Origin of the sequence: Ruminococcus sp. OA3 (assembly GCF_022440845.1) — a bacterium.
Taxonomy (GTDB): Bacteria; Bacillota; Clostridia; order Lachnospirales; family Lachnospiraceae; genus Ruminococcus_G.
The window spans coordinates 1,628,047-1,642,781 of sequence record NZ_JAKNTO010000001.1 but is presented as its reverse complement, the minus strand read 5'-3'; the positions used below and the strand labels follow the sequence as shown (position 1 = coordinate 1,642,781).

General features: G+C 44.7%; 14 protein-coding genes. 1 reads left to right on the top strand and 13 read right to left on the bottom strand.

Annotation, left to right across the window (positions count from 1 at the left end; all coding sequences use genetic code 11):
* Positions 1-70: 70 nt before the first annotated feature.
* The 12 genes from MCG98_RS07430 to MCG98_RS07375 all read right to left on the bottom strand — a co-directional run bounded on the left by MCG98_RS07430 (position 71) and on the right by MCG98_RS07375 (position 12,260).
* A complete protein-coding gene (locus MCG98_RS07430; RefSeq protein ID WP_240301396.1) occupies positions 71-565 on the bottom strand; it encodes a QueT transporter family protein in 495 nt (164 codons plus the stop codon).
* A gap of 635 nt (positions 566-1,200) precedes the next feature.
* The gene (locus MCG98_RS07425; protein WP_240301395.1) at positions 1,201-2,529 is read right to left on the bottom strand and encodes a hypothetical protein; all 1,329 of its coding nucleotides are present in this window, start codon (positions 2,527-2,529) and stop codon (positions 1,201-1,203) included.
* Positions 2,530-2,869: 340 nt separating this feature from the next.
* Positions 2,870-3,820, bottom strand: a complete 951-nt coding sequence (locus tag MCG98_RS07420; RefSeq protein ID WP_240301394.1) for an NAD(P)-dependent oxidoreductase — start codon at positions 3,818-3,820, stop codon at positions 2,870-2,872.
* Positions 3,821-3,878: 58 nt separating this feature from the next.
* On the bottom strand, positions 3,879-4,664 hold the full coding sequence (locus MCG98_RS07415; protein WP_240301393.1) for an SDR family oxidoreductase: 786 nt from the start codon (positions 4,662-4,664) through the stop codon (positions 3,879-3,881).
* A gap of 22 nt (positions 4,665-4,686) precedes the next feature.
* Entirely contained in the window at positions 4,687-5,004 is a 318-nt protein-coding gene (locus MCG98_RS07410) for an L-rhamnose mutarotase (protein WP_240301392.1), read from the bottom strand.
* Positions 5,001-6,017: an ABC transporter permease gene (locus MCG98_RS07405; RefSeq protein WP_240301391.1), complete on the bottom strand. Its 1,017-nt coding sequence runs from the start codon at positions 6,015-6,017 to the stop codon at positions 5,001-5,003. Before MCG98_RS07405 ends, MCG98_RS07410 begins: the two co-directional genes overlap by 4 nt.
* On the bottom strand, positions 6,014-7,522 hold the full coding sequence (locus MCG98_RS07400) for a sugar ABC transporter ATP-binding protein (RefSeq protein ID WP_240301390.1): 1,509 nt from the start codon (positions 7,520-7,522) through the stop codon (positions 6,014-6,016). The genes MCG98_RS07405 and MCG98_RS07400 overlap by 4 nt, the downstream gene beginning before the upstream one ends.
* 86 nt (positions 7,523-7,608) lie before the next feature.
* Entirely contained in the window at positions 7,609-8,619 is a 1,011-nt protein-coding gene (locus MCG98_RS07395; RefSeq protein WP_240301389.1) for a sugar ABC transporter substrate-binding protein, read from the bottom strand.
* A 19-nt stretch (positions 8,620-8,638) separates the two neighbouring features.
* Positions 8,639-9,634 (bottom strand): aldo/keto reductase, encoded by a 996-nt coding sequence (locus tag MCG98_RS07390; protein WP_240301388.1) that lies wholly within the window; start codon positions 9,632-9,634, stop codon positions 8,639-8,641.
* A 36-nt stretch (positions 9,635-9,670) separates the two neighbouring features.
* Positions 9,671-10,603 (bottom strand): dihydrodipicolinate synthase family protein, encoded by a 933-nt coding sequence (locus tag MCG98_RS07385; RefSeq protein WP_240301387.1) that lies wholly within the window; start codon positions 10,601-10,603, stop codon positions 9,671-9,673.
* Between the two features lie 12 nt (positions 10,604-10,615).
* Complete coding sequence (locus MCG98_RS07380) at positions 10,616-11,524, bottom strand: TIM barrel protein (RefSeq protein WP_240301386.1); 909 nt, start codon at positions 11,522-11,524, stop codon at positions 10,616-10,618.
* On the bottom strand, positions 11,502-12,260 hold the full coding sequence (locus tag MCG98_RS07375) for an aldolase/citrate lyase family protein (RefSeq protein WP_240301385.1): 759 nt from the start codon (positions 12,258-12,260) through the stop codon (positions 11,502-11,504). Before MCG98_RS07375 ends, MCG98_RS07380 begins: the two co-directional genes overlap by 23 nt.
* 369 nt (positions 12,261-12,629) lie before the next feature.
* On the opposite strand from MCG98_RS07375, the gene MCG98_RS07370 reads away from it, so the two are divergent.
* On the top strand, positions 12,630-13,439 hold the full coding sequence (locus tag MCG98_RS07370; RefSeq protein ID WP_240301384.1) for an IclR family transcriptional regulator: 810 nt from the start codon (positions 12,630-12,632) through the stop codon (positions 13,437-13,439).
* Between the two features lie 88 nt (positions 13,440-13,527).
* Here MCG98_RS07370 and MCG98_RS07365 read toward each other — a convergent pair whose 3' ends face one another.
* Positions 13,528-14,643, bottom strand: a complete 1,116-nt coding sequence (locus tag MCG98_RS07365; protein ID WP_240301383.1) for a substrate-binding domain-containing protein — start codon at positions 14,641-14,643, stop codon at positions 13,528-13,530.
* Positions 14,644-14,735 lie beyond the last annotated feature (92 nt).

Sequence of the window (14,735 nt, the reverse complement as noted above, 5' to 3'; positions counted from 1 at the left end):
TCCTGCCTCACAGGCACCACATTTTATAATATGATACCCACGGACTGCCGGGCACAATGTGCCCCCGGTATCATGACATTACTGTATTTTTAAATATCACGTGTTTTACTTTATTCAGCGCAAACATCAGTATATACCCGAGTACTCCGCATGAGATAATTTCTCCAAGCCCTACTGTCAGCATCATAAATGGAATCGGGAGCGGCACTCCGTACCCATAGCGAAGAACAAACGGTACGATCAGTACGTTCACGATGATCGGCGGAATCGGAACCAGATACCTGTGCTTCCGAAGCAGCCAGGAACCCACAGCCCCGACCAGGGTCGCAATACTTCCGAATACCACGTCCAGCACGATCGCGCCGCCCATCGCATTCCCAATGATACACCCAATAAAAAGTCCCGGGATCGCTGCCGGCGTGAACAGTGGAAGAATCGTAAGTGCCTCAGAAATCCTCACCTGCACCTCGCCGAAGCTAAATGCTGAAAACACGACAGTTACAACCACATAGATGGCGGCGATCATTGCCGCCTGGGTGATGAATAGTACTTTTTTGTCTCTCATTCTTGTCTCTCCTTTAGTTTTGTTTAGCGTGTGGAAGGTCTCGAACACACGGTTATTTAGTTATCTCCATCCCCTGTTTATCAGGGTTTTGGCGATTATTACTATAGCACGGTTTTGGGGGAAATGCAAGCTGTGCCCTGTCCCGGATTATCTTGTCCGCATAACCAGGTCCAAGTGCTCTTTGGTGAGAAATGACTGCAATCGAAAGCCGCTGTTTTTGCTCTCCCGACAGAAAAGCGGGAAGCCGTTCCCTGAAACACAAACCGACCAGATAGCTCTCTGCGCAGTCCGCAAATACCGTGTCAGCAGGCTTTGTCTTTTTGTAACCGTCAGCTTTTATTTCTTTTAGACGCTGGAGGAAACAAAGTGGCTGTGCTGATGATGACAACAAGCAATAACTTCATTCGGGGGTCTAAATTGCGTACCCTGTTTGAATGTTGGATCCGGGACATTGCCATCATATCCCACATTTTCATAAGCGATATGATACTGGTCAATATGTGGAAGGCTGTTTCAATGAAAAATCAGAAAAAACCAAAAGAAAAACTCCATGCAAATGGTCTGGCCATTCACATAGAGTTTTTTATGTCCCGTTTACCTGGCGTAAGTCAGTATATTCGTAATACTTCTATCTGTTACAACTGGTCTTTGCACAGCTCAGACACGATCTCAACCCATCTCCACAGTCTCTGCGGATCATACCGGATTGTGCTCACATCCTTGATAATAATCTCCACATTACAGTTCTTCAAAAGCTTCAGTTTCCCTTCCACATCCCGTCGGACGGCATCCTCATCGAATGTATCAAAGGCAAAGCATGCCGGACTCGGCTTGAGTGACACTACGTAATCCCGTCCCACAACTTCCGCCATATGTTCCGTGTTACTCCACGGACTGCAGGAAATCTTCCGCAGGTTTTTAATCTGCCGCAGCTGATCCATTTTGATATCCAGACGCTCGCAGCATCCATAATAGCTCAGTCCAAACCGTTCCATCCACGGTTTTTCATAAGCGATCGAAAATTCATCATGCATTTCCGGAGACACAGAAGTGAAGAACTGACTGGCGGATGCCCCCCACATGTCACAGCACTTCATATTTGTCATGGTTCCTCTTTTCAGTTCTTTCGAATATCCATACGCACCGGATCCCATTCGATAATTGAGGTTGTTGGAACCGAGACATCCGAGAGCCTCATACTGATCCAACGCCGCCATATAGGCTTCTGAGATTTTTTTCATGGATGCATGGACAAGTTCCGGTTCCATCACAACATTCAGCAGCAGTTCATTCGTACCCATCAGCTGCACCAGGTCGTCCACCGGAGCGTACCAGAATCCCTGAACACCTTTGATCTCCACCGGCATCACCGGTCCCAGAATATCCTGATAAGCTTCATATGTAGCCTGTGTCGCATCTTTGTCCAATGTCACTTTCGGCGCTGTGATTTTCTCGGTATCTTCTATTGTGACAATCTGCGGAATAAACTTATGGCTCACAATGTTATTGTCCGCATCACTGGCAATTGTTTCCTCTGTGATTGCAATGCCCATGCCGGAGTTCTCAATAATCATCGGCGAATAAAACACCGGCTCCAGCACCATGTCTCCCGGCATGTGTTTCCACAGATAAATTTTTCTGCGCAGCTCTTCCTCAATCCTCTGCGCAAACGGCGTAGAGGTTCGCAGTGTCAGCTCATCATTTACATTCATCTCGTGCCAGGGCAGTTCATTATGCCACACGACTGGACGGGCAGATTCCAGGTCATTGACTCTCTCCCAGAGTTCTGCCGTCTCCTTCTGTTCAGGAAGATTTGCGATCTCCATAAATTCACGGGCCAGTTCCCTGATGACCTCCGCATCCTCACTATTGTATTCAATCGGCAGGAACATATAAGTCGTATCATTGGATACCGCCGTCCCCGGTGCATCAAACGCTGCATGTGTTGTCATATTTGTTGCCATCTTTTTATCCCCTTTCCATCTTTGGATCTACTTAATTATACATTTTGATTTTTTGTAACTTTCACTGTTTCTTTTCCTTTGTTAGTGTTATTGTACGTTTTACGATAATATTTCGTCAATATCTTTCTATTATTTCATCAAATTCACGATTCTCTCTTTTTGTGCACGCGAACATCATTATTGTTTTTGTCTACATTTACGTTCCATTGTAAATAAAAATAGGGTTTTTGCATTTTTAGTTTACATTTTTATTTTTTGTCTATATGGTCATTGCCGCCGAAACAAATAAAAATGCCGGAAGTGCTGATTTTTTCAACACTCCGCGGCATATCACACAGGACTAAGAATTCAGCAGGAAATAAGGCTTTTGTCCATTTAACGAATCAACAACCGCCTGCGCAGCTGAAACAGACATCGCTTCCCTGGCTTCATAATTATTCCCTCCTATATGAGGCGTGGCTATAAAATTATCAAGGGTCAGCAATGGATTGCACGGATCGGCCGGTTCCGGGTCCATCACATCTACAGCAGCCCCCGACAGTTTTCCACTCTTTAATGCATCATATAAATCATGTTCATTGACAAGCATTCCACGTGCGGTATTTACAATAAATGCCCCTTTCTTCATCTGACTGAAAACCGCTGTATTAAAAATGTGCCTGTTTTCAGGAAGTGCGGGAACATGAATACTGATGATATCACTTTCAGCAAGCAATTGCTCCTTTGCCACCAGCTTCACATTCAGCTGGTTAGCAGCCGCAGGGTCAGGATACATGTCACAGGCAATCAGTTTTACCCCTGCTGCCGCAAGCTGTCCCGCAAGCGCTTTTGCTATTGCACCGAATCCAAACAGACCAACCGTTTTCCCGCAAAGCTGTCTGTTTTCTGTAATCTGCCTGAATTCTTTTTTTATGACATATTCCGAATATCTCTGCGGTATATGATAAAGCATAGTCATCATTAGTGCGTAAGCAAGCTCCGCAACACCATTGATATGTTCCATAACTCTTGTGATAGTAACTTGTATCCCATGCTGAGCTGCTGCTTTCAGGTCAATTTCATCAAAACCCACACCCAGCCTGGATAATATTTTTAACCGTTTAGCCGCTGAGAAAAATCTGGCATCAGGAGAAAATCCCCCACAGTAGATCACGGCATCATACTGATCAATTATTTCCAGAATTTCTCCATTATTTAAATAACAAGAAGCCACTGCCGTCTCAATACCGTTTCCTTCCAGTATTTTGAGTCCGTGCCCTGAATGCATCGGATCATAATCATCATATGGCATGGCAATCAGTACTTTTGATTTAATCTTAGAACACCTGCTCTCTTTTATTATTTTTAAATCAATCGCTGCCTTTTAATGGACGCTCCACTTTCCATCCCTCCACTCCCATCGACAGATATCCTCCGTCAACTCTCAGGTCTGTAGATGTGATCGCGCTGGCATAATCGCTCAGCAGAAACAGGATCGGCGCCGCAACCTCTTCAGACTCAATCACTCTTGCTATCATGTGATATCTCTCAAAAAAAGGATCCTCGTGATCGCGGTCACATTCATCGGTCCATACAGCAGCGGGTGAAACGCTGTTGACTCTTATGTAAGGTGCCAGGTCCATCGCAGCACATTTAGTCAATTGGCCTACCGCACCTTTTGCCGTATTGTACGTCCACCGGTGAGGCTGCGCAATGTATTGCGAAATGCTACTTACATTTACTACCGCCCCCGGCCTTTTGGCTCCATGGACCCGCACATATTCCTTAATCATCGTTGCATAGGCAATCGGACCCGCACTCATCACGTGTTCCCAGTCGGATCTCTTTGCATCCAGGTATTTTGCTGTGAACGGGAATGCATTATTTACCAGATAATCAACCTTTCCAAAAAGCTCTTTTGCCTTATCAGCCACATTAACGCAGACGCTTTCCTCTCCCATATCTCCCTTAAAAAAGAAGACAGGCGCATCATATGTTCCACGCAGATGCTCTACCGCTTTATTTCCAGCTTCCTCATTGCGTCCTGTAATTAAAACACTTGCTCCGTTTCCCAGCAGCAATTCCGCTACAGCTCTTCCTATGCCCCGTGTTCCTCCCGTAACAATTGCCGCTTTCTCCTGAAAACAATTCATCATGAACCTTCCTTCTATCTATTCGCTATTCATGGAAAAATACACATTCCAGTTCTAATGCTTCCCCGGTTTCCGGATCTGTTACTGCTTCAATCAGATCACCTGTATGCTCCGCCCAGCGACTTTCCAATTGAATTTCTTCCTCTGTCGAAGGTACGGCAAAGGCATCTTTATCCAATTCATAATAGGCGAACAGATTATTGTCATAAAACCAGATCGTATAATTATGGATCCCCTTTTTTGTCATCTGCCTGCTTAATTCCGGCCAGATATTATCATGCCTTTTTCTGTATTCTTCCTTCATGCCAGGTTTTAATTTATACACATAGGCTTTTCTCGTCATCTGATATTCCCCCTGTTTTTATGTAATTGCTGGTACACTTTTTCCTGTTCCTGAAGCATTTTTCTATTTCCAACATCATGCCTTACAATATCAACCAGTACAGCCAAAAGCAGCATCAGTCCCAATGCAATCTGCTGAGCACTCGAGCGTGCCCCCAGAAGATTCAAACCGTTATTCAAAAGTGCAATAAATACTGCACCTATAAATGTTCCGACTGCACTTCCCTTTCCTCCCGCGAAAGAGCCACCGCCAATGACAACAGCCGCCACCGCCTGCATCTCCAGTCCCTGACCGGACGAAGGATAGGAAACTGTCAGTCTTCCAATCAATACAAGTCCCGCCAGTGCTGCAAGGAATCCCGACACCATAAACACAAAATTAATTACCCTGTCCGTTTTCACCCCGGACAACCGTGCCGCCTCAAAATTTCCGCCGGTGAGATAAATATTGCGCCCCATAGTCGTTCTGTTCAAAAAGACAGAGGCAAACACCGTCACAAACAACGCGAGCAGGAAACAAATCGGCATAAATCCGATATCATTCCGTCCAATGTACAAAATAGCATCGGTGAAATTATTGGTCGGTCCCTGATTCGTCAGCAGCACACAGCAGCCCCGCAGAATCTGCATCATAGCCATTGTAGATACAAACGAGTTTGGCAGCCGCAGTTTTGTGTATAAAAGTCCATTCACCAATCCGCAGATAACGCCAACTGCCAGGCATACTGAAATCAGAATAAAAGGATTGTTCACTCCCGTATCACGATAGAGCACAGCAAGCACGGAAGATGAAAAACCAAGGATAGACCCAAGGGATAGATCAATCTGCGCCGTCAGCAATACAAACATCATTCCTGTTCCCAGCAATAAGTTGACGGACATCTGTCTCAGGATATTAATCTGATTGGTAAATCCTAAAAATTTCGGGTGAAAACACAACAATACATAGAGTATAACCGTAGCAACAATGGGTCCCAACAGATGGGAACCTCTTTTTAATGTTTTTTTAATCAAGCTCTCAACTCCTCTCCCCATGCAGCCCTCATGATATCCTCCTGATTAAAATGTTGACTGTCACGGTCAATTGCAGCCATAATTTCGCCTTCCCGCATCACAACTACCCGGTCACACATTCCAAGGATTTCCGGAAGCTCAGATGAAACCATAATGATGGCTTTTCCTTCTTCTGCAAGCTGGTTCATAATGTTATAGATTTCCAGCTTGGCGCCCACATCGATTCCCCGTGTCGGCTCATCAAAAATATAGATTTCCGTATCTGTATTCAGCCATTTTCCAATGATCACTTTTTGCTGGTTTCCGCCGCTCAATTCTCCGGCAATTTTATCAATCGAATTTGTCTTGATTTCCAGCTGCTTAACTGTTTCTTCTGCCTGTAAACGGACTTTTTTTTCGTTGATAATGCCGAACTTCTGGTAAGACTTTAAATTTACCATTGACATATTTTTATAGATCGGAAACTTCAGCACCAGGCCTTCTTGCTTCCTGTCTTCTGTGATAAATGCAATCTTTTTAGCAATCGCCTGCCTTGTGTCACGAATATTCACCTTTTCCCCATGGATATAAATCTCTCCCTCATCGTACGGGTCTGCTCCAAACAGGCATCTCATAAGCTCTGTCCTTCCCGCCCCAACCAGTCCGGAAAATCCCAGAATCTCTCCCTTTCGCAAAGAGAAACTGATATTCCTGATCACACCTGTACGCCTCAGATTCCTGACCTCAAATACTGCCGCACCAGGTTTAGAAGTTTTTTTTGGATAAATATTTTCCATCTTACGCCCGACCATCATCGTAATCAAATCGTCTTTGGTGACTTTTGACACCGGCGTTGTGACGATATGTTTTGCATCACGCATCACCGTCACAACGTCGCACAGCTCAAAAATTTCTTCCAATTTATGAGACACAAAAAGAATCGCGACGCCCTTCTCCTTCAGTCTTTTTACCGTCTGAAACAGGTTGTTGATCTCTCCCTCGCTCAATGACGCGGTGGGCTCATCCAAAATCAGGACTTTCGCATCATGCAGCAGCGCTTTCCCTATTTCAATCATCTGTTGCTGTCCTACGCCAAGAGTTTGCACTCGTGCAGAGACCTCAATCTCCTGATTCAATGATGCCATAATTTCTCTTGCACGGCGGTTCATATATGTATAATCCAACAACGGGCTTCCCTTTTTTCTTTTGAGACTGCCGGCAAACATATTGTCCGTCACCGACAGCGGCTGTGCAATATTCAGCTCCTGATAGATGCAGGCAATCCTGTGCTTTAAAGCATTCAGTGGATTCCTGATTTTAAGTTCTTTGCCATCCAGACGGATGCTGCCCGAGGTTGGCTGATAAACACCAGAAAGAATCTTAATCAAGGTAGACTTTCCTGCCCCGTTTTCTCCCACCAGCCCATGTATCTCCCCATATTTCAATACAAGGTGCATACTATCAAGTGCAGTGACGCCGGGAAATACTTTTATAATGTCTTTTAATTCGACTGCCGATTGATTCACACTGTTCCACCACCTTTCTTCACGATCCTCAGCATGAACAAAAACTGTTTCTGTTGAGGATTTCATGAACCTGACATCTTCCGCCGTTACTCTAGCCAGTCATAATCCAGCGTCTTGTAGTTGTCGATGGTGGCGGCTTCTCCGATAAAGTCGATCGTTCCAAAAACCTCGTCCGTCTTTACGCCTTCAAGTGCGCAGTCCACGGCTTTTTCTCCCATCGCAAACGGCAATTGTGTGGAAACAGAATAGAGCCATCCCTTCTCCAGCAGATCGCGTTCAATCTCAAATCCCCCCTGCGAACACAAAAGAATATCTCCCGGTTTAGCCCCTGCATTTTCAAGCACTGATGCAATGGCAGTCGTAATAGAAGGCGCCCAGGCACAGATAGAATCAATTCCATCTAATCCAAACCTTGTGATCGCATCCTCAGTCACATTTGTCGTGGTGTCTCCGGTTCCACTGGTGCACACAACATCCAGCACTTCAATGCCATACTCCTCTGCCGCCTGTTCATAGCCTTCGGCTATCTGACGGCAAGCTTCAAACTCCTCAGGTCCGGTGATAATCAATGTGTTTTTTCCCTCCCCCAGATGTTCAAACATCGGCGTGGATCCTGCAACCATCCTTTTTGCATAGTCACCGCCAATATGAGCCGTCATTCCCTCCATATCAATCGGATCACTGATGGAGACAACCTTCACTCCCTGTTCAAAGAGTTGCGGCAGTACACCCATGGCTGCAGCCGGATGCTGGCTGTCGATCACTACCATATCCACCTCCTTAGCCAGTGCATCTTCAAGACTTCGTGCGGTAGCCTGTTCGCCATCATCCGGAAGATAACCTATCGCATCATAATTGATGCCCAGCTCCTCACACCTTGCTTCCACACCTTTAAATAATGTCTGTGTATAAACGTCTCCCTCATAGCTGATAGCCAGCAGCGTCAGAGAATCATGTGACACCTCTTCCCCTGTTTTCTCTGTTTCTGATTGTGTACCTTCTGAATTTTCCTGTTGTTTATCATCGCTTTGGCATCCCTGCATAAACATCAGTAACATTACACAGCACATCACCCACGCTAACCTCTTTTTTCTCATATACATTCTCCTTTACGGTCTAATCCCGGTATCCAAGCGCCCATGGATTGCTCCTCTGCCTGCAATAAGTTTCCTGATCCCCCAGAAAAACATCTATTTTTTCATCAATGGAAATCATCTCATCGTCAGAAAGTTCCCAATCCATACACGCGCAGTTTTCATCTGCCTGCTGCGTATTGATGACACCTACCAATGAAGTATCCACAAATTCTTTTTTCAGATTCCAGTTAATTGTCACCTGGGCAACGGGCACTCCGTGTTCTTTAGCGACAGTGTCCATCACCTTAAGGATTTCCATCACCTTTGAAAATTTCGGTTCGTGGAACGAATCATAGGTGGAAAGCCGTATGTCGTCTTTGTCAAAATCCGGAAGTGTCCGAAATGCTCCGGTTAAAATGCCACCGCCCAGCGATCCCCATGACATAATTCCAATGTTATGATCGTGATACCATTTCATAAATCTTTCCTGAGATCGGTTTACCATCGAATAAGGGACCTGCGCCACATCAATTTTTGCATATTTCTCTGCTTCAAAAATCTGTGTGAGTGAAAAGTTAGAAACACCAATGTGGCGGATTTTTCCCTGTTCTTTGAGTCTCTCCAGCGCTGTAAATGTTTCCTCAAACGGTACATTATAATCCGGCCAGTGAATCATATACAAATCAATATAATCCGCGTTTAATCTTTTTAAAGATTCATCGCATTGTATAACCAAATTTTCACCGGAACTGTCTCTTACGGTACGACCGCCAATGTTTGTAACCCCTCCCTTCGTAGCCACAAAAACCTTATCCCTGATTTTGGGAAGTACCTCTCCAACCACACATTCAGCGAATCCGTGATTATATGCCGGTGCCGTATCTATAAAATTTACTCCATGATCGACCATCCGGTATATCGCATCCACCGACTGCTGTCTGTCTACATCTCCCCAGCCGGCACCGCCAATTGCCCACGTACCGATTGTAATTTGTGATACTTCCATGTCCGTTGTACCCAGTTTCGTGTAGCGCATTTTGCATCATCCTCCTTCTTTCATGTATTTATCCTGTTAATAGTTTCTTCCAACATCGATAATCTGTTTAAGATTCTCTCTATATTCGTCAAACATATTCCACAGCCTTTCGTCAAACGAAACACAGGTTGGCTTCCTGCAGCAGGAACTCTTGATGATGCCGCGCTTTACCATCATCATCTTTTCATATTTTACAAGCGTCTCAATATCCTGATTGATAACAAGGACCATCGGCATCACGGCATCATATAACTCTTTTGCCTTTCGTCTGTCGCCTGCCATATAGGTGTCAAATATGGTACGGAAAATTGGTACAAGTGAGACTCCCGGCATAAATCCCAGCACTCCTCTATCCATAAGATCTATCATATGCAGACACATATTTCCGGCGAAAATTCTGATTTTCCCATCGGTAATCTCGCGAACCTTGTCCACAAAAGGAGCTGCTGGTATTGCTTCCGCTTTAATGCAGAGCGGATTATTAATTTTCTCACAGATCATTTGAATTGCCTGTGCAGTCAGTGTTCCGCCCCCGGAACCCGGTGTATATTGGATCACACACGGCAGAGCGGTGCTGTTCCCAACACTGATGATATGTTCGGCAAGTGCCGGTGTGGAAGGAGCAATCACACTGGGAGAAAGCACCATTACTGCGTCCACGCCTGATTTCTCATAATGCTGTGCTGTCTGAACAGCGACTTCTGTAGAGCCGCACGTAATCGACGCAATCACCGGTACACGGCCATCCACTGCTTTAACTGCAGTCGTTACCATGTCTTCCCGCTCGCGGTCCGAAAGTTTGTAAAATTCTGTGCCATAGCCAAACAAGGCAATCCCTTTTGCCCCGTCACAAACGGTCGCATCACACATACTTGCAAAATCATCGTAATCCACTGCACTTCCATCGTCTGTAAAAGGTGTCTGCATAATCGGGATGATTCCCTGCATATCATCAAATTTTGCTTTCATTTTCTCTCCTTATCACTCTGTTTCTTTCCACAATTTCAAAAGGTGTTCTCTTAAGCTGACGGTTTCTCCAATTGTATCCACTCTGTTTTGATTTTCCCACGGGCTGGAACAGAATTCGATTGCCATCTCCCCCGAATAACCCTGCCGCTTTATCAAATGCAGCATTTTTTGATAATCTATGCATGATTCGTCAAAAATCGTCTGGGAGCTTCCACTGCATGCGTTCCTGAAATGCATATGTGCCGCAAAAGGCAGCAGCCTGTCAATCTCTTCTTGTTCTTCTCCATTTTTTATAAAGTGGGAGTAATCCAGGGTAACGGTTGCACTTCCCGCCCGTTCTAAAAGTTCGAGGGTTCTCTCCGTCGTATCAGCGATCGACCCTATATGCGGTTCAAAAGAAACGACAATCCCGTGTTCCACCCCATATCCAGCACGCCATTTGAGTTCCTGTGCAGCCCGCTTCAGTGACTCACCATAATCATTATCAAAAACCACCCCCGGAACAATTGTGATATGGCCGCTGCCGCAGGCTTTTGCATAGGTGACCGCTTTTTTAAAGTAATCCGCATTCACCAGCCGCCGTTCCCTGTTTGGAGAGTTAATGGCCCATTTTTCGTGATCACCCAAAAATATAAAAAGATCTGTCGGCACGAAACCCTCTCCGGAAAGCTTCTCTGCAAGTATTTTCCCATTTTCCATAGGATGATCCAGTTCTTGAAACGTATGTAGATGACGATTTCCAGCATATTCATTCAGCACAACATCAATTTTGTCAAATGACAACAGCTTAAACATCTTCAGTGAAGTCTCAAAATCAAGTTTTGGAAATGTATGATCAACGCATGAAAAATCCGGAATATACAAATAATCATCCCCCTTTCTTCCGATATCTTCCTGATTACCGGATTTTCTCCAGCTCATCAAACAGGTTGTTATAAGCGGTTTCAAATATATTCATTTCCATCGAGGTCCATAGCAGATTGGCACCCTGTTCATAATATTTTCTGGCATCACGCGCATCCTGACAGAAAATTCCCACAGACTTTCTCTTTTCATGGCATATATCGAAAATGGTTTTCACCGCCTTATTCATCTCGTCACTTCGAAGCACCAGTGGTGTGCCTATCATAATCGAAAGATCACACGGGCCCACCAGAATGCCGCTGATGTAATCGCCAAACCTGTCAAGTATCTCCGATAAGTTTTTGATGCCCTCCGGCGACTCTATCTGCAGGAAAATAAGCCGCTTAAATTCATAAATGCTCTCGTTTTTCCGGAACTGATTAAAGTATCCAAATCCCTTTTTCCCCACCGGTGCAAAGTAAGAAGCATTTACAACCGTTTCAACCTGCTCCACGGTTTCAACTCTCGGTATCAGAACCCCATCTGCTCCCATATCGATGACTTTTGAAACCAGATAGTACTCCGGATTTTGAATTCTGACGATGGACGGTATTTCTTCCTTTCTGCAGGCATTCAAAATCTCCGGAAGTGTTTCCGTGTTGAATCTTCCATGTTCCATATCAAACACTAAAAAATCCATCTGATGATGCGTCATTTTTTGAACAAGGCAGATTTCATTCAGCATACTGATCGTAGTAGCACATATCTTTTCTCGGTTGTTGCATTTCTCATCCAGTCTTTGATACCTATCCATTCTTTCTACCTCTTGCTAGCATAATTAAACTTCGCTGTTTCTCTTTTTTTGTTTCATATTATGAAACTCATTTTCATATTGTGGAATATACTTTATTTTTATCACAGATAATACAAAATGTCAACCGTAAATAACAAACATTTTTACTTTTCTTTTTCTTATTTATCTGATAATATATTTTTGATGCAATATTTATCAGTTACACTTTATTATTTTCCATGCTTAACCTTTGTCTCTCCTCCTGCAGATTGCTAGAATCACAGGGCTGTGATACAATAGTCGTTAATATATACATTTTTTTCCAAATTTCACTGTACTATTGAGGCTTGAAATAATCTTGTTATAGAATTGGAGGTTTACATAGTTACCATGACAAATCAACCACAAAAAAGTCATTCGCCAACACCCGTACAGTCCCTTGACCGGGCATTTGATATCATCGAAGCGCTCGCCAGTACTCCTCACGGTACATCTCTCACCAACCTGGCACAGGAAGTTTCTTTGAACAAAAGCACGGTGCACCGCATACTCGCTACGATGATTTCCCGTGGCTACGTACAGCAGACCGCCGATTCCGGCAAATATCACCTTACGATGAAATTCTTCAAAATAGGCAGTTATGTTGTGGGGGGATTAGATATCTTATCGGCCTCACGCATATATCTGGAGCAGCTTGCATCACAAACCGGCCACACCATACATTTAGCAGTAAGAGATGGCGATGAGATATTTTATCTTTACAAAGAGGACCCATTGAACGGAATCCTGAAAACGTCTTCCCGAGTAGGTTTACATTTGCCAATGTACTGTACAGGACTCGGAAAAAGTATACTGGCGTTTTTACCCGAAAAAGAAATCGAAGCAATCTGGAGTCGCTCAGACATTAAAAAATTCACACCCAATACGATCACCGACTGTCAGATTTTCCTTCGGCAAGCCGAACGTATCCGTAAATGTCGTTTTGCTATCGATGACGAGGAACACGATGCAGGAATTCGCTGTGTCGCATCCCCCATCATAGATTATTCCGGCAAACCGGTTGCCGCAGTAAGCATTTCCGCTTCCGCTTCCCTGCTGAGCAACGCCGAAATTGAAAATTATTCCGGTATTGTCAAAGATGCCGCTGCCAATATTTCGAAAGCGATGGGAGCCGATGAATCGGCCTTTGAGTTTAATTAAGGATATTAAAAATGGAGAAGGGGATGAAATCCGAATATCGGATTTCATCCCCTTATTAAGGAAGTGAAATGAATAACTTTATTAAGAATTAATACTGATCAACATTATCAGCTGTTACCAGCTCATAAGGAATATCGAGCGTTGCGAAATCTTTGCCCTGCGATGCTGCGTAAGCTGCGATCGCACCCCATTTTCCCTGGCCTTCTGCTGCCTGGAATACTGTACATCCGAAAGATCCTGCCTTTACTGCCTCTTTGGCATCATCGTTTGCATCGATACCACATACAATGATATCACTCATGCCTGCACCCTGGATTGCGTTCAGTGCGCCCATGCCCATCTCGTCGTTCGCTGCAACGATGACATCGATATCATCGCCGTACTGGATCAGCCAGTCTTCTGTGATTTCCATGCCGCGGTCTCTCAGGTATTCTCCTTCCAGATCTGCCAATACTTTATAGTTGTAATTTGCTTCATCGAGTGCCTCATAAAAGCCCTGACGACGCAGTGTCGTATGTGTAAATCCATCAGTACCGCCAAGATAGCAGATATTAACGGTTTCGGAATCATCAATGTTGTCCCTTACATACTCACCCTGCAAATGACCCGATACATAGTGATCGGAACCTACAAACCAGTGATCGATCGGGTCACATGCGATATCTGAGTTAACCACTACGAAGGGAATCCCCGCTTCTTTTGCCATATCACAGATAACAACCTCACCGTTTGAGTCTGATGCTGTCACGATCAGACAGTCAACTCCCTGTGTGATAAAGTTTTCTGCCAGCTCAATATGGGTATTTACTTCCTGCTTTCCATCTCCGACATTCAGTGTCACATTCGGATAATTCTGTTTCGTATAATCTTCCATCGCTTTTTGTACCCTGGAACAGAAGGTATCGGTAAAGCTCTGTGCCACATATCCCCAAACATATTCTTCGTCGCCGCTGATGTCATACGTCTTTGCATATTCTTTTTCCCAGTCCTTCAGATCTGAAGTATCTGCTGCTGACTCATCACCGGAAGCATCCTCTTTCGCTGCATCACCCTTCGGTGCCTCTGTAGTGTCTTCCGCCGCTGCGTCGTCTGCTACTGCTGTATCATCAGCCGGCGCTGCCGCATCCTTGTCTCCTCCACCGCATCCAAACAGGCTGAGTGCCATCACAAATGTAAGACCAAGTGCCAATACTTTTCTCCGCATTTTTTCTCTCCTTCTCAATACTTCATCTTCGTTTTTGCTGCTTTTCTTTCGTTTCATGCCGCTTTCTTATTCTCTGTCCGTGCATCACCTCT

What these genes read in the sequence shown, in the direction of transcription:
- MCG98_RS07430 (WP_240301396.1), bottom strand. Translation starts at nt 565, where the DNA reads ATGAGAGACAAAAAAGTACTATTCATCACCCAGGCGGCAATGATCGCC.
- MCG98_RS07425 (WP_240301395.1), bottom strand. Translation starts at nt 2,529, where the DNA reads ATGGCAACAAATATGACAACACATGCAGCGTTTGATGCACCGGGGACG.
- MCG98_RS07420 (WP_240301394.1), bottom strand. Translation starts at nt 3,820, where the DNA reads ATGCCATATGATGATTATGATCCGATGCATTCAGGGCACGGACTCAAA.
- MCG98_RS07415 (WP_240301393.1), bottom strand. Translation starts at nt 4,664, where the DNA reads ATGATGAATTGTTTTCAGGAGAAAGCGGCAATTGTTACGGGAGGAACA.
- MCG98_RS07410 (WP_240301392.1), bottom strand. Translation starts at nt 5,004, where the DNA reads ATGACGAGAAAAGCCTATGTGTATAAATTAAAACCTGGCATGAAGGAA.
- MCG98_RS07395 (WP_240301389.1), bottom strand. Translation starts at nt 8,619, where the DNA reads ATGAGAAAAAAGAGGTTAGCGTGGGTGATGTGCTGTGTAATGTTACTG.
- MCG98_RS07390 (WP_240301388.1), bottom strand. Translation starts at nt 9,634, where the DNA reads ATGCGCTACACGAAACTGGGTACAACGGACATGGAAGTATCACAAATT.
- MCG98_RS07385 (WP_240301387.1), bottom strand. Translation starts at nt 10,603, where the DNA reads ATGAAAGCAAAATTTGATGATATGCAGGGAATCATCCCGATTATGCAG.
- MCG98_RS07380 (WP_240301386.1), bottom strand. Translation starts at nt 11,524, where the DNA reads ATGAGCTGGAGAAAATCCGGTAATCAGGAAGATATCGGAAGAAAGGGG.
- MCG98_RS07375 (WP_240301385.1), bottom strand. Translation starts at nt 12,260, where the DNA reads ATGGATAGGTATCAAAGACTGGATGAGAAATGCAACAACCGAGAAAAG.
- MCG98_RS07370 (WP_240301384.1), top strand. Translation starts at nt 12,630, where the DNA reads ATGACAAATCAACCACAAAAAAGTCATTCGCCAACACCCGTACAGTCC.
- MCG98_RS07365 (WP_240301383.1), bottom strand. Translation starts at nt 14,643, where the DNA reads ATGCGGAGAAAAGTATTGGCACTTGGTCTTACATTTGTGATGGCACTC.